Origin of the sequence: Pararoseomonas baculiformis, from assembly GCF_017813395.1 — a bacterium.
Classification (GTDB): domain Bacteria; phylum Pseudomonadota; class Alphaproteobacteria; order Acetobacterales; family Acetobacteraceae; genus Roseomonas; species Roseomonas baculiformis.
On record NZ_JAGIZB010000004.1, the window covers coordinates 61,430 to 80,982 of the forward strand.

A 19,553-nucleotide genomic window follows, 5' to 3' on the forward strand; every position below is an offset into this window, starting at 1 on the left:
CAATCCGGCACGGGGGATGGGTTCTGCTGAACCTGCACGGCCGACAATCGCGCTTCGGCTTCCTCATCCCCGCCCGACCGCGAATCCTTCCAGCGGGATCGGCGAGGGCCGCCCGGCCAGCAGATCCGTCACCACGCGGGCCGAGCCCATGGCCAGGGTAAAGCCCAGGGCGCCATGGCCGATATTCATGTGCAGGTTCGGCAGGCCGGGCACGGGGCCGAGGATGGGCAGGCCGGTTGGGGTGGCCGGGCGCAGGCCGGCCCAGGGGTTCAGGGTTTTCCAATCCGTGGAATCCTGGAAGGCCTCCCGCGCCTGGCGGACCAGCAGGTCCAGGCGGGAGAGGTCGAAGCCCGTATCATAGCCGACCAGATCGGCCATGCCGGCCACGCGCAGCCCCTGGCCAAGCCGGGCATAGACCACCTTCCTGGCGAAATCCGTCACGCTGATGCGCGGCGCGGCGTCATCCTTCAGGATCGGCAGGGTGAGGCTGTAGCCCTTCAGCGGATAAACGGGCGGGCGCAGCCCCAGCGGCGCAAGAAGCCGGGTGCTGCCCGCGCCCATGGCCATGACGACGGCATCCGCCTCATCCACCCCCGCGCCCGTCTGCACGCCGATCACCCGCCCGCCCACGGCGAGGATCTGGCGCACATCCGTGCCGAAGCGGAAGGTCACGGCCAGGTTGCCACCCCGCATCGCGGCCTCCAGCCCGGCGCAGAAGAGGCGGCACTCCGCCGCATCCTCGCCGCGCGTCAGGATGCCGCCGACGAGGCGATGCGCGATCCCGGCGAGGGAGGGCTCGGCCGAGAGGCATTCCTCACGGGAGAGGGCCTCCTGCTCGCTGCCGAGGCTGCGCTGGTAGTCCAGCAGGCGGCGCGCGGCATCGAAGCCGGCGGGGTCGGAATAAACCACCAGCTTGCCGGCATGGCGGAAGGCGCAGTCGATACGCTCCTCCGCGATCGCGGCGCGGGTGAGATCCCGTGACAGAAAGGAGAGCAGAAGCAGGCGGCGCGTGGTGCGGTCCGCCGTGCCGGTATTGCAGGCCGCGAGGAACTTCGCCCCCCAGACCCATTGCGCGGGATCGAGGCGGGGCTGGAAGCGGATGGGGCTGTCCCGGTCCAGCAGCCAGGCGGGCAGCTTGCCCACCACCCCGGGGCCAGCCAGCGGCGCGACATAGGAATAGGAGAGCTGGCCGCCATTGGCGTGGCTGCTCTCCAACGCCACGCCCGTGCGGCGCTCCAGCACCGTCACCTGGTGGCCATCGCGCGCGAGGAGATAGGCGGCGGCGAGCCCGGTGACGCCGGCGCCGAGGACGAGGACCTTCATGCGCCCATCATCGCCCGGCGAATCGTGCCACGGCTACAGCCGCCCGCGCCTGCTCCGTCGCCTCCGCGCCGGTATCAGCCGCGGCGGCGCGCCTGGGCGACCAGCCGCTCCAGCTCGGGCAGCTCCACCGCGCCGGGGACCAGCGTGTCGCCGATGACCAGGGCCGGGGTGCCCTCGATCTGCAGGCGCTCGGCAAGGGCGATGTTGGCCTGCAGCCGGGCCTGGATGGCGGGGTCATCCATGTCGCGGCGCAGCCGCGCCCAGTCGATGCCGGCGCGCTGCGCCTCGGCCTGGATCACCTGCTCGGTCGGATCGGTGCGAAGCCGCAGCAGCGCGTCGTAGAGCGGCTCGTACTTGCCCTGCTTCTGCGCGGCCAGCAGGGCGCGGCTGGCCAGCACGCTGTTCGGGCCCAGGATGGGCAGGTCCTTCATGACCACGCGGATGTTGCGGTCCCGCTGGAGAAGCGCCTGCATGCTCGGGTGCAGCGCCTTGCAGTAGCCGCAGCGCGCATCGAAGAACTCGACGATGGTGACGTCGCCGCGCGGATTGCCCTTGATGGGGTCGCGCGCATCGTTGAACAGCGCGTCCCGGCTGGCGGCCAGGGCCTCGCGCCGTGCCGTCTCCTGCGCATTCCGCTGCGCCTCCTGCATCGCGCCGATCGCGTCCCGCAGGATCGATGGGTCGGTCCTCAGCGCCTCCCGCAGGATGGAGACGATCTCCTCGCGCTGCTGCGGCGAGAAGCCCGCCCGCGCCTCGCCCGGCGTGGCGCTCACCTGGGCCAGGGCGACGCCGCCGGCCATGAGCAGCGCGGCCCCGGCCATCAGGATCTTCTTCATCGGCTGTTCCTGTCCCTTCGCCGCAGCGCATCTTCCGCGCGGCGCTCATCGGAGGTGAGGTTATCACGGCGCACCGCGTTCCGCAGGTCGGCGGCCCGGACGCGGGCGGGGCCGGCGGGAAGCCCCTTTTCCGCGCGGGCCGCGCGGAACCGGGCCTCGGCGGTGTCGCCCTCGGCCACGGCCTTCTCGGCCAGGGCCAGCTCGGCGTTCGGCAGGTCGTCCAGCCGGGCATAGGCGGTGGCCAGCTGGCCCCAGGTGAAGCCATTCTCCCGGTCCTGCCGGGCGGCCGCCTGCAGCTCCGCCACCGCGCGGCGCAGGGTTTCGCGGTCCCCGCCCCCTTCCATCAGGGCGCGGCCATAGGCGGCGCGGATCAGCGGCTCGTTCGGGGCCAGGCGGGTGGCGGCGGCGAGCGGGGCGATAGCCTCGCGCGGGCGGCCGCCCTCGAAAAGGACCTGGCCCTTGAACTCCAGCAGATAGGGGTTCGAGGGCTGCTCCCGCAGCGCGGGCTCCAGGATGTCCAGCGCGGCATCGGTGCGGCCGGAACGGTACTGGGCGATCGCGCGGGCATAGCGGCCCGGCGCCGTGTCATCGTTGAGGTAGCGGCGCCAGCTGGCCGCCGGGGCATCGATGAAGCCGTTCAGCTTGGCTCGCACCATGGTGAAGGCGGTTTCGAGGGCCGGAGGCAGGCCGGGGCCGGAAGCCCGGTTCCGCGCCAGCTCCTCCCGCACGAATTCCAGCCGGTCCCGCGAGAGCGGATGGGTGCGGAAATAGGGGTCCTGCCGGCCGACGGCGAGAAGCTCCTGGTCCAGCAGGCGGCGCAGCAGCCTTTCCAGCCCGTGTCCGGACCAGCCAAGCCGGTTCAGCAGTACCAGCCCGGCCTGGTCCGCGGACTGCTCCTGGGTGCGGGTGAAGGCGTAGAAGGCGCCCATGGCGCTGGTCTGGCCGCCCAAAATCAGGCCCATGGCGGCATCCGAGGAACGCGCCGCCACCCCCGCCCCGGCGCCGAGCAGCATGGCCGCCACGGAGCGCAGCACGGCCAGCCGCATCTCCTCGGGCAGCCGCGCCAGATGGCCGCCGGCGATGTGGCCGACCTCATGCGCGATCACCCCGGCCAGCTCCCCGGCGGATTCGGCCTGCTGGATCAGGCCGGTATGGATGAACAGCCGGTTGTCCTGGGCGACAAAGGCGTTGATGGCCCGGTCCTGGACCAGGGTGAGCTCGACCAGCCGCCGGTCCACGCCGGCCGCCGCCAGGAGCGGATCCAGGAAGCTGCGGACGAGGTTTTCGGTCTCCGCATCCCGGATGATCGCGAGCGGCGTGCGGCCGCCCGCCCCTCCACCCCCTTGCGCCTGGGCCATGCCCGGTGCGAGGAACGCGGCCATGACCAGCACGGCGGCAGGGATGGCCCGAAACCATATGGCGAGCGCGAGCGGCTTCCGCATGGGCGGCACCCTATTCCGGACCGGCCCCCGCCGGCCAGCCATGGCAGCCATGGCCCTGTCCCTCGTTGCGCTGACGGGATGCTCGACCGCCCAGCGGGTGGGCAACCTCATCGGCGGCGGCTCATCGGTTCCGGCCGGGCAGGCCGGGCATGTGCGCGGCTTCCTGGGCAATGTGGCGGCCGAGGAGCCCCGCGCCGCCCAGGTGGCGCGGGACATCCTCTCGGCCGGCGGATCGGCGGCGGATGCGGCGGTGGCGGCCGGCTTCGCCCTGGGCGTCACCCTTCCCTCCCGCGCCGGGCTCGGCGGCGGCGGCGCCTGCCTGGGCTATGATTCCCGCCGGAGCGAGGTGGAAGCCTTCCTCTTCCAGCCCGGCGCGCGGGCGGGTGCGCCCGCCGGCGCGGACCGCCCGGCGGCGGTGCCGATGATGGCCCGCGGGCTCTTCGCCCTGCATGCCCGCCAGGGCCGCCTGCCCTTCGAGCAGCTGATGGCCCCGGCCGAGCAGATGGCGCGCAACGGCACGCCCGTTTCCCGCGCGCTGGCGAGCGACCTGGCCGCCGTGTCCGGCCCGCTGCTCGCCGACCCCGTGAGCCGCGCCGTCTTCGCGCCCGGCGGGGCACCGGCGGGCGAGGGAACGCCGCTGGTGCAGGTGGAACTGGCCAGCACCCTGGCCGCGCTCCGCAGCGCGGGCGTGGGCGATTTCCACCAGGGCGGCCTGGCGCGCCGGGTGGAGGATGGCAGCGCCGTGGCCGGCGGCTTCCTCACCCTGGGCGAGATGCGGGCCGCCGTGCCCCAGGCGCTGGCTCCCGCGCAGGAGCGGCTGGGCTCCGACCTGCTCTCCGTGCTTCCCGCCAGCGTGGATGGGGGCGCGACCCTCGCGGCCTTCCGCGCCACCGCGGCAGGCCAGGCCGCGCCGGTACTGCCCGGCAGCTTCGGCGCCAGCACCGCCATCGTGGTGCAGGACCGCGAGGGCGGGGCGGTGGCCTGCGCCTTCACCCTGAACAACCTCTTCGGCACGGGCCGCATGGTGCCGGGCATGGGCTTCATGCTGGCCGCCGCGCCGGGCCTGGGCAGCGTGCAGGCGGCGCCGCTGGGCGCCATCCTCGTTACCAGCCCCGGTGCCAGGGCCATGCGCTATGCCGGCGCCGGTTCGGGCCAGGGCGCGGCCCCGGCCGCGGCGGGCGGCCCGGCGGGGCTGCATCTTGTCCGCGGCGCGCCGCTGGCCCAGGCCATCGCTTCCGGCGCGCCGGAGCCCGGGCGCGGCGTGGCGGCTTCCTGCCAGGGCGGCGTCAGTGCCTCCCGCTGCGGAGCCGTGGCGGATCCTCGCGGCTTCGGGCTGGCCACCGGGAACAACTGACTTGGCAGGGCTGAAGGTCGGGCGGGGTGCCAATGCCCCCGCCTTCCTGGTGATGGATGTGATCGCGGCCGCCAATGCGCGCGCCGCGGCGCTGCGGCCGGGCGAGCCCGGCATCCTCCGGATGGAGGTCGGCCAGCCCGGCACCGGCGCCCCGCGCGGCGCCGCCGAGGCCGCCGCCCGTGCCCTGCGGGACGGCCACCCCATGGGCTATACCGAGGCCTTCGGGCTGCGGAGCCTGCGCGAGCGCATCGCGCGCCGCTACGCGGAGCATTACGGCGCGGCCGTGCCCGCCGGGCGGATCGCGGTGACGGTCGGCGCCTCGGGCGCTTTCCCCCTCGCCTTCCTGGCCGCCTTCGATGCCGGGGACCGCGTGGCGATGGCCGCGCCCTATTATCCGCCCTACGCCAATATCCTGACGGCGCTCGGCATGGTGCCGCAGCTCCTGCCCTGCGACGCCTCCACGCGCTTCCAGCCCAATGTCGCCATGCTGGAGGCGCTGGACCCGCGCCCGGCCGGGGTGATCGTCGCCAGCCCCTGCAATCCCGCCGGCACCATGCTCTCCCCGCAGGAGCTGGCCGAGATCGCCCGCTGGTGCCACGCGCATGGCGTGCGGCTGATCTCGGACGAGATCTATCACGGCCTGTCCTACGACATGCCCGAGGCCACCGCCGCGGCGCTTTCCCCCAGCGCCGTCGTGGTGAACAGCTTCAGCAAGTACTTCTCCATGACCGGCTGGCGCATCGGCTGGCTGGCGCTGCCGGAGGACCTCGTCCGACCGGTGGAGCGGCTGGCGCAGAACATGTTCATCTCCGCCCCCCATGTGGCGCAGATCGCGGCGGAGGCGGCGATGGACTGCACCGAGGAGCTGGAAGCGAACCGCGCCGCCTATCGCCGCTCCCGCGACCTGCTGCTGCAGGGCCTGCCCGCGGCGGGGTTCGACCGGATCGCGGCCGCCGATGGCGCCTTCTACATCTGGGCCGATGTCGGGCACCTGACCAATGACAGCCCCGGATTCTGCGCCCGGATGCTGGCGGAAGCCGGGATCGCCGCCACCCCCGGTGTCGATTTCGATCCCGAACGGGGCGCGCGCTTCCTGCGTTTCAGCTATTGCGGGCCTGAGGCCGACATGGCCGAGGCCCCGGGCCGGCTGCGCCGCTGGCTCAAGGGCTGACCCTCACCACAGAGACGTCCGATGAACCGCCGTTCCCTTCTGGCCCTGCCCGCCCTGGCCGCGCTGGGCAGCCCCGCCACCGCGCAGCAGCGCCCCACGCGCCTGATCGTCCCCTTCCCGGCGGGCGGCGCGACCGATGCCGTCTCCCGCCTCTTCGCGCCGCTTCTCGCGCAACGCCTGGGCACGACGGTGGTGGTGGAGAACCGCCCCGGCGCGGGCGGCGTACCGGCGGCCGAGGTGGTGGTGCGCTCCCCGGCCGATGGGCTGGTGCTTCTGCTGGCCACCTCCTCCATCCACTCCACCGCCCCCGCGACCGGCGCGAGCCTTCCCTATGACGTGGAGAAGGACTTCACGCCCCTGGCGCTGATCGGCGCCTCGCCCTCCCTCGTGCTGGTTTCCACCACCGTGCCGGTGAATGACCTGCGCGGCTTCATCGCCTGGGCCAAGGCGCGGCGGGGGCAGGTGAACTACGGCTCCTCCGGAGTCGCCACCACGCCGCACCTCAACGGGGCGCTGCTGGACAGCCTGGCCGATCTCGGCATGGTGCATGTGCCCTATCGCGGCACGGGCGCCGTCTATGCCGAGTTGCGGCGCGGCGATGTGCATGCGCTGCTGGACGTGCCCGCCACCGCCACCACCCATATCCAGGCCGGCACGGTGAAGGCCCTGGCCGTCACCTCCGCCTCCGAGACGCCCCTTGCCCCCGGCGTGCCCACGGGCGAGGCGGCAGGGCTGCCCGGCCTGGTTTCCGAGACCTGGTTCGGCATCTTCGGTCCGGCCAACATGCCCGCCCCGGTCGCGCAGCGGATCACCGAGGCGTCCCAGGCCGTGATGGCGGATCCGGAGCTGCGTGCGCGGCTGCTGGGGCTGGGCGTCGATCCGCGCACGGGCGATGGCCAGGCCCTGGCCGAGGCGGCGCGCACCGAGCGCGAGCGCTGGTCCGAGCTGGTGCGGCGCCTGAACATCCGCACCGCGGAGTAACGTTTCCCGCCCGCCGGCCCCGACCGGGAGAGCCCTGCCCGAAGGGGCCGGGCCATCACCGGCAGGACCTTTCATTGGCCGCCGATATGCCGGTCGAAGGCCGCGGCGATCACGCCCGGGGGCGCCTCGCGGCCGGTGAAGAGGCGGAAGCCATCCTCGGCCTGGGCCACGGACATGGCGCGGCCGGGCATCAGCGCGCAGCCCTTGGCCTGCGCCGCCGCCAGCAGGGGCGTGAGGGGCGGGTGATACACCGCATCGGCCACCCACATGCCCTTCCGGAGAAGCCCCGTATCCACCGGGCTGGAGCAATCCGGCAGCATCCCGGCCGGGGAGGCGTTCAGCAGGCCCTGTGCGCCGGCCATCGCCGAGGCGGCGTCCGGCGCCGCCACGAAGCGGCCGCCGCCCCAGCCCGAGGCATCCCGCGCGAGGCTCTCGGCCCTGCTCCGGTCCTGGTCCAGCACGCGCACCTCCGGCACGCCCGCCTGCGCCAGGGCCCAGGCGATGGCGCGGCCGGCGCCGCCCGCGCCGACCAGCACAGCGGGGCCGGAGGTCACGGCCTCGCCGATCGTCTCGCGCAGGCCGGAGAGGAAGCCCGTGGCATCCGTGTTGTGGCCCGTCAGCCCGCCATCCCGCACCGTGACGAGGTTCACCGCGCCGATCTGGCTGGCCCCGGGGTCCATGGCATCGAGGAAGGGGATCACGGACTGCTTGTAGGGAAAGGTGACGTTGATCCCGGCGAAGCCGATCAGCCGGATTCCATCCAGGATACGGCGAAGCCTCTCCGGCGGGGCGTCCGCCACCTCGATGAGGTGGAGGCGTATGTCGAGCCCCACCGCGCTTCCCGCTGCCTCCATCATCGCCGGCGCGGCGGAATGGGCGATCGGATAGCCGAGCAGGCCGAGGAGGACGCGGTTGGAGGCTGCCATGGTCACGCGAGGCAGAGCGCGATGATGTCGTTCTCGCCGTAGGCCCCGGCGACCTTCCCATCCGCATGCATGGCCAGACCAGCCTCCTGTTTGCCGGGTAGGCTAATGCAGCCGGAAGCGTCCGGTAAGGTTCCCCCCGATATGTCCGGCTGAGAAGCGCCGGCTGCCGCCGGGGCGGGAAACCCGGAAGGTTGCGGCTCCTTATGGCTCGGCTGACGCCGTGTTGCGGGCCTTTCCGGCCCGCTGCCTCCCGGCCCGGCGCATCGTCACGAAGCTGAGGCGCACGGAGCCGAATGCCCCTTCAACGCCGCGCCGAAAGAAGCCTGGATGCGCTGAGCTTCTTCGTGTCGGACGCGCGCTACGGGCTGGGCGCCTTTCTCGGCGTCTATCTCATCACCGAGCATGGCTGGGACCCCGGCAGCATCGGCGCCGCGCTCTCGATCGGCGGGCTAACCGGCCTGTTCTCGCAGGCGCCCATGGGGGCGCTGGTGGATGCCATACGCGCCAAGCGCGCCCTGATCGCCGCCGCGGTCGTGATCGTGACGGCGACCTGCCTCTTCATTCCGCTCGCGCCGCGCTTCTGGCCGGTGGCGCTGGCCGGGGTGGTTGGCGCCCTGGCCGGGGTGACCATCGGCCCCACCCTTGCCTCCATTTCCCTCGGCGTGGTCGGCCCCGCCCGCTTCGCCCGGCGCGCGGGGCGGAACGAGGCGCTGTTCCATCTGGGGGACGGGGCGATCTGCCTCGCCATCCTTCTCACAGCACCCTTCTTCGGCAGTTCGGTCCTGTTCTGGAGCATGGGCTTCACCATGATCGCGAGCGTGCTGGCCGCGGCGGCCGTGCCCGCGCGGGCCATCGACCATTCCGTGGCGCGAGGCCTGCTGCCCGGCGAGGCACAGCTGCAGGGCCCCTCCGCCTGGCTGCTGCTGCGCAACTCCCGCTCGCTGATCGCCTTCGCGGCCTGCGGCGCGCTCTTCCACCTGGCCAATGCCTCCATGCTCGGCCTGGTGGCTCAGAAGCTCGCGTTGCAGAACCTGGGGCAGGGAATCACCCTCACCGCTGCCTCGGCGATCGCGGCGCAGTCGGTGATGGTGCCGGTCGCCGCGCTGGCGGGGGCGCGGGCGGATGCTTGGGGCCGGCGGCCATTGCTGCTGGCCGCCTTCGCCGCCCTGGCCCTGCGAGGGGTTCTCTACACCCTATCGGACAACACGACCTGGCTGATCGCGGTGCAGTTGCTGGATGGCGTGGGCGCCGGGCTGATTGGTGCGCTCTTCCCGGTGGTGATCGCGGATCTCACGCGGGGAAGCGGGCATTTCGCGGCGGCCCAGGGGGTGGTGGGCACGGTGCATGGCGTGGGTGGCGTGCTGAGCGCGGGACTGGCCGGGCAGATGGTGGTCCATGCCGGCTATAACGCCACCTTCCTGGCCATGTCGGTCGTGGCGGCGCTGGGCGGGTTGCTGTTCTGGCTGATCATGCCCGAGACCCGCGGCATGCCGCCGCGCTGAACCAGCCACCCTTGGGGCCGCCGCGCGGCGGCAACGCCCTTCCGGATCATCGCTCCGGAAGGGCGCCCGGCTTCAGGACCGGTACGACCCGTTGATGTCGATATAGCCGTGGGTCAGGTCGCAGGTCCAAACCGTCGCCTCACCCCTGGCGAGGCCGATATCGACCTCGATGTCGATCTCCCGGCCCTTCATGTGCTCGACCACCGGGGTCTCGTCATAGCCCTCGACCACGCCGCCATCACGGGCCATCCAGGTGCCGCCGACGGCGACGGAAAGCCGGTCCCGGTCGGCGGGCTCGCCCGCCTTTCCGACGGCCATGACGATGCGCCCCCAATTCGCGTCCTCGCCCGCGATGGCGGTCTTCACCAGCGGGGAATTGGCGATGGCCATGGCGATGCGCTTGGCCGAGCTGTCGGAGGCGGCGCCCTTCACGGTCACCTTCACCAGCTTCTGCGCGCCCTCGCCATCCCGCACCACCTGCAGCGCAAGGTCGAGCAGCACGGCGTTCAGCTGCGCCTGGAAATCGTCCAGGGCCGCGCCGGCGAGGGCGGAGACGCGGTCATGCCCGGCCTGGCCCGTGGCGAAGAGCAGAACCGTGTCGGAGGTGGAGGTGTCACTGTCCACCGTGGTGCGGTTGAAGCTCAGTTCCACGCCCTTGCGCAGGCAGGATTGCAGCGCGGCGGCGGGAATGGCGGCGTCGGTGGCCAGGAAGGAGAGCATGGTGGCCATGTCCGGCGCGACCATGCCGCTGCCCTTGGCGATCCCGACGATGGTCACCTGGGTGCCGTGGATGGTGGCCGTGCGGGCCGCCGCCTTGGGGAAGGTGTCGGTCGTCATGATGCCGCGCGCGGCATCCGCCCAGGCCGACTCCTCCAGCTCCGCATGTAGGGCGGGCAGCGCCGCCGCCAGCTTCTCATGCGGCAGAACCTGGCCGATGACGCCGGTGCTGGCCAGGAACACCTCGGTGGGCTTGCAGCCCGCCAGCGAGGCGGCGGCAGCGGCCGTCGCCTCGCAGGCCACAACCCCCGCGCGGCCGGTGAAGACATTGGCGTTGCCGGCATTCACCACCAGCGCGCGGGCCGCCTCGCCCTTCAGGGCGGCGCGGCACCAGTCCACCGGGGCGCCTGGGCACTTGTTGCTGGTGAAGACGCCGGCGACGGTGGTACCGGGGGCGAACTCCATCATCATCACGTCCGGGCGGCCCTGGTAGCGCAGCCCGGCGGCAGCCACGCCGAGCCGCACGCCCTTCAGCGCCGGCAGGGGCGGCATGTCCACCTTCAGGGGAGAAACGGGGAGGTCCTTGGCCATTCTCGTCTGCCTCCGGCGTCTACCGCCGCTGGGCCGGGGCCGGGCTGGCGGCCGGGGACTGCGCGGCAGGCGGCTGCGCGGCGGGCGGGGTGGCGCCGTCCATCAGGCTGGGCGGGCGCTGCGGCGAGCCGTCCAGGTTGAAGCGCTCGACCCTGGCCGCGCCGCGGATGCGCTCCACGGCGGCGTTCACCGCTTCCTCGAAGGCGGCCTGGCGCAGGGCCTCCTGGCTCTCCTCGAAGCTGGCCGGCGGCGCCGTGCGGCGGCCCTCCACCTTGATCACATGCCAGCCGAACTGCGTCTGGACGGGCTCGCTGATCTGGCCGGGCTGAAGGGCGAAGGCGGCCTCGGCGAATTCCGGGATCATGTCGGACTTCTTGAAGAAGCCGAGATCGCCGCCCTGCTGGGCGCCCGGGCCGGTGGAGCGGCGCTTGGCCACCTCGGCGAAGTCGGTGCCGGGGCGGCGGACCTCGGCCAGTGCCTCACGGGCCGCGGCCTCTGTGGGGACGAGGATGTGGCGGGCGTGCAGCTCCTCCTCGCCCTGGCGGCTGGCGGATTCGCGCTCGTAGCGCTGGCGCAGTGCCTGCTCGGACAGCGCCGGGGCCACTTCGCGGCGCAGGATGGCCTGCTGCAGCTCCTGGTCGGTGGCGCGGGCGATGCGGCGCTGCACCTCCGGGTCGTTCTGGAGGTTCTCGGCCCGGGCGCGGGCCACGAGGGCCTTCTGGGCGACCAGCTGGTCCAGGATCAGGGGGTAGAGCATGGCCGGCGGGGCGTTCCGCAGCTCGTCCGGCAGCTCGTTCGCGGCGTCCCGGACATCGGAGAGGCGGATCTCCTGCCCTTCCACCCGGGCCACCACCGGGTCGGCCGGCTGTGGATTCGCCGCCTGGGGCGCGGCCGCCTGGGGCGTGGACGGTTGAGCCGAGGCCGGGGCCGCGGGCGCGGCCGGGCGCTGGGCCTGGGAAGGCGCCTGGGCCAGGGCCAACCCGGCGGAGAGCAGGGCCGGCACCATGACGGTGGAGAGGAGAAGGCTGCGCATCGGGAAAAGCCTCGGCGGAAGGGGGCGCAACATGGCGGAGCGGTCGTTCCGTCACAAGGCGCATCGCCAGCCCCGCTCGGATCACAACCCGGCGTTCCGCCATGGGATGCGCCCCCTTTCGTTGACCGAGCCTCCCCCCTTGCCTATCTGTCGTCTTCGCACGCAGGGCTTCTGCGCCCCTCTCCTGACCGGCCGCGCCGCGGTCCCTCGGTGGCGGCCCCCCTGGTGTGCCCGGAGACCACCTGCCCCGATGTTCGCCCGCCTCGCCCGCGCCTTCCTCGGCACCTCGAACGACCGCGCCCTGAAGGGCTACCGGTCCCGTGTGCCGGCCATCAACGCGCTGGAACCCCAGATGGCCGCCCTCTCCGACGAGGCCCTGCGCGCCAAGACGCCCGAGTTCCGGGAGCGCCTCGCCAAGGGAGAGTCGCTGGACAGCCTGCTGCCCGAGGCCTTCGCCGTGTGCCGGGAGGCCTCGAAGCGGGTTCTCGGGATGCGCCACTTCGACGTGCAGCTGATCGGCGGCATGGTGCTGCATGAGGGCCGGATCTCCGAGATGAAGACCGGCGAGGGCAAGACCCTCGTCGCCACCCTCCCCGCCTATCTGAACGGCCTGACCGGCAAGGGCGTGCACCTGGTGACGGTGAACGACTACCTCGCCACCCGCGACGCCGAGGAGATGGGCCGCCTCTACAACTGGCTGGGCCTGACGGTCGGCACCATCGTCTATGGCAAGACCGATCCGCAGCGCCGCGAGGCCTATGGCTGCGACATCACCTATGGCACGAACAACGAGTTCGGCTTCGACTACCTGCGCGACAACATGAAGTACCGGCTGGACGAGATGGTCCAGCGGCCCTTCAACTACGCCATCGTGGACGAGGTGGACTCGATCCTGATCGACGAGGCGCGCACGCCCCTCATCATCTCCGGCCCGACCGACGACACATCCGACCTGTACAACCGCGTCAACGCGGTGGTGCGCGTGATCGCGCAGACGGCGGAGAACTTCGAGAAGGACGAGAAGAACAAGACCGTCTCCCTTACCGAGGCGGGCAACGAGGCCGTCTCCGCCGCCCTGACCGAGGTTGGGCTGCTGGAGGAGGGTGACCTTTACGACTTCCACAACGTGACCCTGGTCCACCATGTGAACCAGAGCCTGCGCGCCCACACGCTTTTCTCCCGCGACGTGGACTACATCGTCTCCCGCGACGGCAAGATCGTCATCATCGACGAGTTCACCGGCCGCATGATGGAAGGTCGCCGCTACTCCGACGGGCTGCACCAGGCGCTGGAGGCCAAGGAGGGCGTCGAGGTCCAGCCCGAGAACCAGACGCTGGCCTCCATCACCTTCCAGAACTACTTCCGCCTCTATCCCAAGCTGTCCGGCATGACCGGCACGGCCTCGACCGAGGCCGACGAGTTCGCCGAGATCTACAAGCTCGAGGTGGTGGAGATCCCCACCAACCTGCCCATTGCCCGCGCCGATTCCGATGACGAGGTCTATCGGACCGCGCGAGAGAAGTATGACGCGGTCGCCAACCTCATCCAGGAGTGCCGCGAGCGCGGGCAGCCCTGCCTGGTCGGCACCACCAGCATCGAGAAGTCGGAGCTGATCTCCGAGCTGCTGAAGAAGAAGGGCGTGCCGCACCAGGTGCTGAACGCCCGCTATCACGAGCAGGAAGCGGCCATCATCTCCCAGGCCGGCCGCCCGGGCGCGGTGACCATCGCGACGAACATGGCCGGCCGCGGCACCGACATCAAACTCGGCGGCAATGCCGAGATGCTGGCGCGCGCCACCTTCCCCGGCGAGCCCGCAGGCCCCGAGTTCGAGGCCCGGCTGGCCGAGATCCGGCGCGAGGTGGAGGGCAGCGCGGCCAAGGTGAAGGCGGCTGGCGGCCTCTTCGTCATCGGCACCGAGCGGCATGAGAGCCGCCGCATCGACAACCAGCTGCGCGGCCGTTCCGGCCGCCAGGGTGACCCGGGCGCGTCCCGCTTCTTCCTGTCGCTGGAAGACGACCTGATGCGCATCTTCGGCAGCGACCGCATGGGCGGGATGCTGGAGAAGCTGGGGCTGAAGGAGGGGGAGGCGATCATCCACCCCTGGATCAACAAGGCCCTGGAGAAGGCGCAGAAGAAGGTCGAGGCACGCAACTTCGACACGCGCAAGAACCTGCTGAAATACGACGACGTCATGAACGACCAGCGCAAGGAGGTTTACGCCCAGCGCAGGTCGTTGATGCAGGCCAGCGACGTGGCCGAGACCGTGGCGGAGATGCGCCGGGAGGTGATCGACGACATGGTCGCCGTCGCCGTGCCGGAGAATTCCTATCCCGAGCAGTGGGACCTGGAGGGGCTGCAGTCCCGCGTGCTGGACCTGCTGGGCCTGGACCTGCCTGTGGCCGAGTGGGGACGCGAGGAGGGGATCGACGAGACCCAGCTCCGCGAGCGCATCCTAGAGGCGGCCGAGACCTCCTATGCCGCGCGATCCGCGAATATCGGGATCGAGCGCATGCGCGAGGTGGAGAAGTCCATCCTCCTGATGGTCTTCGACAAGGTCTGGAAGGACCACCTGCTCTCGCTGGACCATCTGCGCCAGGGCATCGGCCTGCGCGCCTATGGGCAGCGCGACCCGCTGAACGAGTACAAGTCCGAGGCCTTCAACCTGTTCAACGCCATGCTGGGCGAGATGCGCGAGGAGACGACGCGCTGGCTCATGCAGGTGAGCCTCGCCCCGGATGCGCCGGTGCCAAGCCCGGAGCCGGTTTCGGTCCTCGATATGCGTCACCCCGGCCCGGAAACGGGCGACCCGCTGCTGGGCTACGACATGGGCGCCGGCGACTATGGCAGCGCGGTATCGGTCGCGGCGGACCGCGTGGCCGAGGGCGTGGACCCGAACGACCCGTCCAGCTGGGACCGTACACCCCGCAATGCCCCCTGCCCCTGCGGGTCGGGCAAGAAGTACAAGCACTGCCACGGGCGGGCCTGAGGGGCGGCCTTGAGGGGGCGCCTGATGGCGTGTCCTTCCAGGGCGTGGAACAGCCAGGAAATCCGTCTCAGCCCTTTTCGGGTTTGACGCCTTGAAGCCACGAAGGGACAAATCCGTGGCACGATTCGGACAGTCATGACGAAAGCAAGAATTGAGATTGAGGCGTTTCCGGAGGAAGTAAAAGGTCACCTGTCTCTTGCTCTGACGGTGCGGGCTCCGGCTGAATGGGCCGGGCGGCATGTCGCGCTTCGAATGGGTGAGCGTGAACTGGCTTGGCTCACGCTTGAGGAGGATCTTCGGGCCCGGGCGACGCTGAATGTCACGGCCCTCCGCACGCGCGAGGACTATGCCTTCCACGTGCTGGATGAGTCCGGCAACGACCTGTCCGACGCGGCCGAATGGGTGCTGCAGGGTGATTTCTTCGAGGCGCTCGCCGTCTCGCCCGCCAGCTTCCTGGACCGGGTGCAGCTGCATCATTCCCGCTTCCGCTCCCGGCATCTGCTGGAGCTTGCGGCGCATAGCTTCTACCTGAACCATCCGGACGCGGAGTTCGTGCTGCGCGCCGCTTCGCTGACGATCCTCAGTCACCGCTACCTGGAGAAGCCGGCCGACTCCCTGGACGGGGATGAGACGGCCCGCGTGGCCTGGCTGCTGGCCGAGGCGGGGCCGGTGACCGCCGCGGGGGCGGCGCTGGTCAAGGCGGCCGAGGATGCCGGGGCCAGGGTGGACTGGCGGCATGTCCGCTGGACCGTCTCGCTCGCGACCGTGGCGGCGCATCTGTCCCTCTACGACGAATCCTACGAGCAGGCGCTCTCCTTCTTCGAGCTGGCCACGCGCCACACCCATCTCGTGCACTACGCGAAGGTTTCCGCGCTCAACCTCGTGATCTGCGCCTTCGCCGAGGGATTGCTGGCGCATATGCTCGGCCGGAACGAGCATGCGCTTGCTGCCCTCACCCGGGGCGTGGAGGCGGTGAAGCCGATCGTGCAGGCCCAGAACCTGATGGAGAATGTCTGGGTCCTCGGCGATCTCCAGAACGTGCTGAAGGCGTCGCGCCAGTGCTACATCGCGCTGATACGCCTGGGCCTGAAGGAAGCGCGCGTCTCGCCCCCCGTGATCGACGAGAACATGCAGATCGAGCTTGGCGAGGTGCGGAGCCCGCTGCAGAAGATCGTGCTGGCCGGGCGTGTGCCGGCGCTGGCAGCCCATCTGGCGCGCCACGGCGCGTTCTGACCGCGTGCGGCCGGGCACGGGCTCCATGCCCCTGCCCCGTTCGTGACCATCGGGGCTCCGGCCTGGCGCCGTTCCGGGCAAACCCTGCCTGGGAAGCGGAAAGGCGCGCCATGGAACTATTCTCATGGCGCGCGTCCCGCCTTCATACTCCTCTCGCGCGCCCTTGCCGGAGGCGCCGGACGACACCGAATGCGCAGAGGATGAAAAACGTGATCCGCAGAACCGCCCTCCGCCTCGCGGCCATGACCGCACTCGCCCTTCCCGCTCTCGCCCAGGCACAGGAAGCACCCTGGCCGAACCGCCCCATCACCATCATGGGCGGCTTCCCCAACGGTTCCGGCGTGGACATCTACGCGCGCAAGCTGGCCGAGCCGCTTTCCCGGGCGCTGGGCGTGCCCGTGGTGGTGGACAACCGCACGGGGGCGGGCGGGAACATCGCTTCCGAATATGTCGCCCGCGCACGGCCCGACGGATACACCTTCCTGTTCGGCACCGCAGGCACGCATGCGATCAACGCGACGCTCTATTCCAGCCTGCCCTTCGACCCGCTGAAGGACGTGACGCATATCGCGCTGCTGGGCGATGTGCCGAACGTGCTGATCGTCAGCCCGCAGCACTCCCCCAACATCGGCAACTGCCGCGACCTGATCGCCGCCGCGAAGGCGCGGCCCGGCGCGCTGAACTACGCCTCCACCGGCAATGGCGCATCCACCCATCTGGCCGGGGTGCAGTTCGCCACGGCGGCCGATGTGAACGTGCTGCACATCCCCTACCGCGGGCAGGGGCCGGCCATGCTCTCGCTGCTGAGCGGCGAGACGACCTTCTTCTTCAACCAGAGCGGCCCGAGCATCGCGGCAGCCCGCCAGGGCCAGGTGCGGGCCCTTGCGGTCACCACGCGGCAGCGCCTGACGCCGCTGCCGGATGTTCCGACGGTGGAGGAAGCCTGCGGCCTGCCCGGCTTCGAGAGCACCACATGGTACGGGCTGCTCGCGCCGCCGAACCTGCCCGCCCCGATCCAGCAGCGCATGGCCCAGGAAGTGGCCCGCATCATCAGCGAACCGGATTTCGTGAACTGGCTGACCGAGAACCAGGGCATCACCCCGGCCGCGGATCCCAGCCCGGCGGCCTTCCGCCAGGTGCATGAGCGTGACATCGCCCGCTGGGGCGAGGTGGTGCGCCGCTCCGGCGCCAGGGTCGACTGACAGGCTGCCCTCCCCGCCCCCTCCGGGGCGGGCAGGACATGCCCCGGCTCAGTTCGCCTTGAGGTTGAGACGGCGGATCATCGCGCCGTCCTCCTCATACTGCTTGCGCGCCGCCGCAGCGTATTCGGCGCTGCCCAGGAAGGCCGGGGCCATGTCGAAGCGCTCCAGCACGGCGACATGGGCGGGATCCCGCGAAGCCTCGCGCAGCGTCTCCTCCAGCACGCGCACCACGGCGGGATCCATCCCCGCCGGGCCCGCGATGCCGTAGGGCGAGGTGGAAACGATATCGATCCCCATTTCCTTCAGCGTCGGCGCATCGGGGAAGCGCTTGGCGCGCTCCGCCCCCCAGGTGCAGAGCAGGCGAAGCTGCCCCGCCGCCACCAGCTCGGCCCAGCCGCTCGTCTCGGCCGAGACCTGGGTGGTGCCGGACAGGGTGGACTGAAGGTTCTCCGAGGCGCTGCGATAGGGCACCTGCACCCAGTCGATGCCCTGGGCCGCCGCGATCTGCTCCATGGTGATATGGAGCGAGGTGCCCGATCCCGGCGTGCCATAGGTGACCTTGCCCGGATTGGCCTTCGCATAGGCCAGCAGTTCCTGGAATGTCCGCCAGGGAGCATCGGCCTTCACCACCACGCCGAACAGGTAGCCCGTGAGCTGCGCGATATAGGTGAAGTCCTTCATCGGATCGAAGGGCGGGCGCGCCACCATCTGCGGGTAGCGGAACACCGAGATGGGCATCTGGGTGATGGTGTAGCCATCCGGCCGCGCGCCGCTGGCAACGAGCTGCGCGCCGAGGATGCCGCCCGCGCCCGAGCGGTTCTCGATCACCACGGGCTGGCCGAGCCGCCTGGACATGGCATCGCCCAGAGCGCGCATCAGGATATCGGTGGAGCCACCCGCGCCCCAAGGCACGATCAGGCGGATGGGCCGGTCCGGGAAGCGGGCCTGTGCCAGGGCGGGGCGGGCCAGGGTGCCGCCTAGCGCGGAACCCAGCCCGAGGCCGAGCGCCGTGCGGCGCCCGATGCGGTCGATGGTCATGATTCGTCTCCTCAAATCAGGCGGCCGTTCGGCCCGTTCTTGCGCCGGGAAAGGCGGGGCCCGTGTCAGATCTCTTCCACCAGCCCACCGGCTTCCATCACGGCGCGCAGATGGTGATCGGTGTCACCGAACAGCACGTCATTGGAGGTCAGGCGCTTGAAGTAGTGGCCTGCCTTGTACTCCCAGGTCATGGCGATGCCGCCATGGAGCTGCACGGCCTCCTGCCCGACCTGGCGGCCGGAGCGGTTGACCTGCGCCTTGGCGGCGGCAATGGCCGGGCGGCGCTCGCGCGGGTCCGCCTCCTCCGCCATCATCGCCGCATACATGGCCATGGAGCGCGCCTGCTCCACCGCCACCAGCATGTCCGCCGCGCGGTGCTGCAGGGCCTGGAAGCTGCCGATGGCCACGCCGAACTGCTGGCGCGTCTTCAGATAGTCCACCGTGAGGCGCTGCAGCTCCTCCATGGCGCCCAGGCTGTCGGCGCAAAGGGCGGCGAGCGCCACATCCACCACATGGCTGGCCAGCCTCAGCCCGCCATCCACCTCGCCCAGAACACGCTCCGCCGGAACGCGCACGCCGTCCAGCGCGATCTCCGCCACACGGCTGCCATCCTGCGCCGGCATGCCACGGCGGGTGACACCCGGGGTATCTCCATCCACGAGGAAAAGGGTGATGCCGCCCTCGTCGCGCCGGGATCCCGCCGTGCGGGCCGTGACCACCAGCAGCCCCGCCTCGTCACCGCCGAGCACGACGCCCTTGCGGCCATCCAGCACATAGTCGCTTCCGTCGCGCCGCGCGGTGGTGGAGACATCATGCAGGTCGTAGCGGGACTGGCGCTCCAGCTGCGCGAAGGCAAGCTTCAGCGACCCGTCCGCGATCTGCGGGATGAACTCCTGGCGCTGCGCCTCCGTGCCGCCAAGCCGCAGGAAGCCGCCACCCAGCACCACGGTGGAGAGATACGGAGCGGTGATCAGCCCGCGCCCGATCGCCTCCATGACGATCATCGTCTCCACCGGCCCGCCGCCGATGCCGCCATCCTCCTCGGAGAAGGGCAGCGCCAGCAGGCCGAGCTCCGCGAAGCCGCTCCACAGCGCAGCGCCGTCCTGGGCCGCGCCGGGCGCGCTGTGCGCGCCGGGATCACGCGCATTGTCCGCCGCGAAGCGGTCGATGCTTTCCTTGAGGAGCCGCTGCTCCTCCGTCATGTCGAAATCCACGCCC

At 71.3% G+C, this 19,553-nt stretch carries 15 protein-coding genes; 7 read left to right on the forward strand and 8 right to left on the reverse strand.

The window, feature by feature from the left end; all coding sequences use genetic code 11:
* Window positions 1-63: 63 nt before the first annotated feature.
* The 3 genes from J8J14_RS05155 to J8J14_RS05165 all read right to left on the reverse strand — a co-directional run bounded on the left by J8J14_RS05155 (window position 64) and on the right by J8J14_RS05165 (window position 3,601).
* Window positions 64-1,323: a D-amino acid dehydrogenase gene (locus J8J14_RS05155; protein WP_209378397.1), complete on the reverse strand. Its 1,260-nt coding sequence runs from the start codon at window positions 1,321-1,323 to the stop codon at window positions 64-66.
* Between the two features lie 74 nt (window positions 1,324-1,397).
* Window positions 1,398-2,159: a DsbA family protein gene (locus tag J8J14_RS05160; RefSeq protein ID WP_209378398.1), complete on the reverse strand. Its 762-nt coding sequence runs from the start codon at window positions 2,157-2,159 to the stop codon at window positions 1,398-1,400.
* Window positions 2,156-3,601 (reverse strand): M48 family metalloprotease, encoded by a 1,446-nt coding sequence (locus J8J14_RS05165; protein ID WP_209378399.1) that lies wholly within the window; start codon window positions 3,599-3,601, stop codon window positions 2,156-2,158. The genes J8J14_RS05160 and J8J14_RS05165 overlap by 4 nt, the downstream gene beginning before the upstream one ends.
* Between J8J14_RS05165 and J8J14_RS05170 the strand changes: the two genes are divergently transcribed.
* From J8J14_RS05170 to J8J14_RS05180, 3 genes are read left to right on the forward strand one after another with little or no spacing between them, the layout of a single operon-like run.
* On the forward strand, window positions 3,576-4,955 hold the full coding sequence (locus J8J14_RS05170; RefSeq protein ID WP_209378400.1) for a gamma-glutamyltransferase: 1,380 nt from the start codon (window positions 3,576-3,578) through the stop codon (window positions 4,953-4,955). The two genes, J8J14_RS05165 and J8J14_RS05170, sit on opposite strands and share 26 nt — an antisense overlap.
* Window positions 4,956-5,007: 52 nt before the next feature.
* Window positions 5,008-6,126, forward strand: a complete 1,119-nt coding sequence (locus J8J14_RS05175; RefSeq protein ID WP_209378570.1) for a pyridoxal phosphate-dependent aminotransferase — start codon at window positions 5,008-5,010, stop codon at window positions 6,124-6,126.
* A 21-nt stretch (window positions 6,127-6,147) separates the two neighbouring features.
* Window positions 6,148-7,107 carry a Bug family tripartite tricarboxylate transporter substrate binding protein gene (locus J8J14_RS05180; RefSeq protein WP_209378401.1) on the forward strand — a complete coding sequence of 320 codons (960 nt, stop codon included), beginning with the start codon at window positions 6,148-6,150 and terminating at the stop codon, window positions 7,105-7,107.
* Window positions 7,108-7,178: 71 nt separating this feature from the next.
* Here the strand turns inward: J8J14_RS05180 and J8J14_RS05185 are convergent, their stop codons facing one another.
* The gene (locus J8J14_RS05185; protein WP_209378402.1) at window positions 7,179-8,033 is read right to left on the reverse strand and encodes a shikimate dehydrogenase; all 855 of its coding nucleotides are present in this window, start codon (window positions 8,031-8,033) and stop codon (window positions 7,179-7,181) included.
* Between the two features lie 293 nt (window positions 8,034-8,326).
* Between J8J14_RS05185 and J8J14_RS05190 the strand changes: the two genes are divergently transcribed.
* Window positions 8,327-9,535, forward strand: coding sequence for an MFS transporter (locus J8J14_RS05190; RefSeq protein WP_209378403.1), 1,209 nt, complete (start codon window positions 8,327-8,329; stop codon window positions 9,533-9,535).
* A gap of 72 nt (window positions 9,536-9,607) precedes the next feature.
* On the opposite strand, the gene argJ is transcribed toward J8J14_RS05190, so the two are convergent.
* Window positions 9,608-10,843: a bifunctional glutamate N-acetyltransferase/amino-acid acetyltransferase ArgJ gene (gene argJ, locus J8J14_RS05195; RefSeq protein ID WP_209378404.1), complete on the reverse strand. Its 1,236-nt coding sequence runs from the start codon at window positions 10,841-10,843 to the stop codon at window positions 9,608-9,610.
* 19 nt (window positions 10,844-10,862) lie between these two features.
* Window positions 10,863-11,876 carry a peptidylprolyl isomerase gene (locus J8J14_RS05200; RefSeq protein WP_245215430.1) on the reverse strand — a complete coding sequence of 338 codons (1,014 nt, stop codon included), beginning with the start codon at window positions 11,874-11,876 and terminating at the stop codon, window positions 10,863-10,865.
* A gap of 250 nt (window positions 11,877-12,126) precedes the next feature.
* Here J8J14_RS05200 and secA point away from each other — a divergent pair, with 250 nt between their 5' ends.
* From secA to J8J14_RS05215, 3 genes are all read left to right on the forward strand, one after another.
* Window positions 12,127-14,862 (forward strand): preprotein translocase subunit SecA, encoded by a 2,736-nt coding sequence (gene secA / locus J8J14_RS05205; RefSeq protein WP_209378406.1) that lies wholly within the window; start codon window positions 12,127-12,129, stop codon window positions 14,860-14,862.
* A gap of 252 nt (window positions 14,863-15,114) precedes the next feature.
* Window positions 15,115-16,095, forward strand: coding sequence for a hypothetical protein (locus J8J14_RS05210; protein WP_209378407.1), 981 nt, complete (start codon window positions 15,115-15,117; stop codon window positions 16,093-16,095).
* Window positions 16,096-16,304: 209 nt separating this feature from the next.
* On the forward strand, window positions 16,305-17,297 hold the full coding sequence (locus J8J14_RS05215) for a Bug family tripartite tricarboxylate transporter substrate binding protein (protein ID WP_342452392.1): 993 nt from the start codon (window positions 16,305-16,307) through the stop codon (window positions 17,295-17,297).
* A 48-nt stretch (window positions 17,298-17,345) separates the two neighbouring features.
* Here J8J14_RS05215 and J8J14_RS05220 read toward each other — a convergent pair whose 3' ends face one another.
* Together J8J14_RS05220 and J8J14_RS05225 are read right to left on the reverse strand one after the other, a co-directional pair.
* The gene (locus tag J8J14_RS05220; protein WP_209378408.1) at window positions 17,346-18,335 is read right to left on the reverse strand and encodes a tripartite tricarboxylate transporter substrate binding protein; all 990 of its coding nucleotides are present in this window, start codon (window positions 18,333-18,335) and stop codon (window positions 17,346-17,348) included.
* A gap of 65 nt (window positions 18,336-18,400) precedes the next feature.
* Window positions 18,401-19,549, reverse strand: a complete 1,149-nt coding sequence (locus J8J14_RS05225; protein ID WP_209378409.1) for an acyl-CoA dehydrogenase family protein — start codon at window positions 19,547-19,549, stop codon at window positions 18,401-18,403.
* Between the last annotated feature and the right edge of the window lie 4 nt (window positions 19,550-19,553).

Excerpts from the sequence above, each read along its gene's own strand:
- J8J14_RS05210 (WP_209378407.1), top strand. The coding sequence starts at position 15,115 with ATGGGTGAGCGTGAACTGGCTTGGCTCACGCTTGAGGAGGATCTTCGG.
- J8J14_RS05170 (WP_209378400.1), top strand. The coding sequence starts at position 3,576 with ATGGCGAGCGCGAGCGGCTTCCGCATGGGCGGCACCCTATTCCGGACC.
- J8J14_RS05190 (WP_209378403.1), top strand. The coding sequence starts at position 8,327 with ATGCCCCTTCAACGCCGCGCCGAAAGAAGCCTGGATGCGCTGAGCTTC.
- J8J14_RS05200 (WP_245215430.1), bottom strand. The coding sequence starts at position 11,876 with ATGCGCAGCCTTCTCCTCTCCACCGTCATGGTGCCGGCCCTGCTCTCC.
- J8J14_RS05185 (WP_209378402.1), bottom strand. The coding sequence starts at position 8,033 with ATGGCAGCCTCCAACCGCGTCCTCCTCGGCCTGCTCGGCTATCCGATC.
- J8J14_RS05155 (WP_209378397.1), bottom strand. The coding sequence starts at position 1,323 with ATGAAGGTCCTCGTCCTCGGCGCCGGCGTCACCGGGCTCGCCGCCGCC.
- secA (WP_209378406.1), top strand. The coding sequence starts at position 12,127 with ATGTTCGCCCGCCTCGCCCGCGCCTTCCTCGGCACCTCGAACGACCGC.
- J8J14_RS05220 (WP_209378408.1), bottom strand. The coding sequence starts at position 18,335 with ATGACCATCGACCGCATCGGGCGCCGCACGGCGCTCGGCCTCGGGCTG.
- argJ (WP_209378404.1), bottom strand. The coding sequence starts at position 10,843 with ATGGCCAAGGACCTCCCCGTTTCTCCCCTGAAGGTGGACATGCCGCCC.
- J8J14_RS05160 (WP_209378398.1), bottom strand. The coding sequence starts at position 2,159 with ATGAAGAAGATCCTGATGGCCGGGGCCGCGCTGCTCATGGCCGGCGGC.
- J8J14_RS05165 (WP_209378399.1), bottom strand. The coding sequence starts at position 3,601 with ATGCGGAAGCCGCTCGCGCTCGCCATATGGTTTCGGGCCATCCCTGCC.
- J8J14_RS05175 (WP_209378570.1), top strand. The coding sequence starts at position 5,008 with ATGGATGTGATCGCGGCCGCCAATGCGCGCGCCGCGGCGCTGCGGCCG.
- J8J14_RS05180 (WP_209378401.1), top strand. The coding sequence starts at position 6,148 with ATGAACCGCCGTTCCCTTCTGGCCCTGCCCGCCCTGGCCGCGCTGGGC.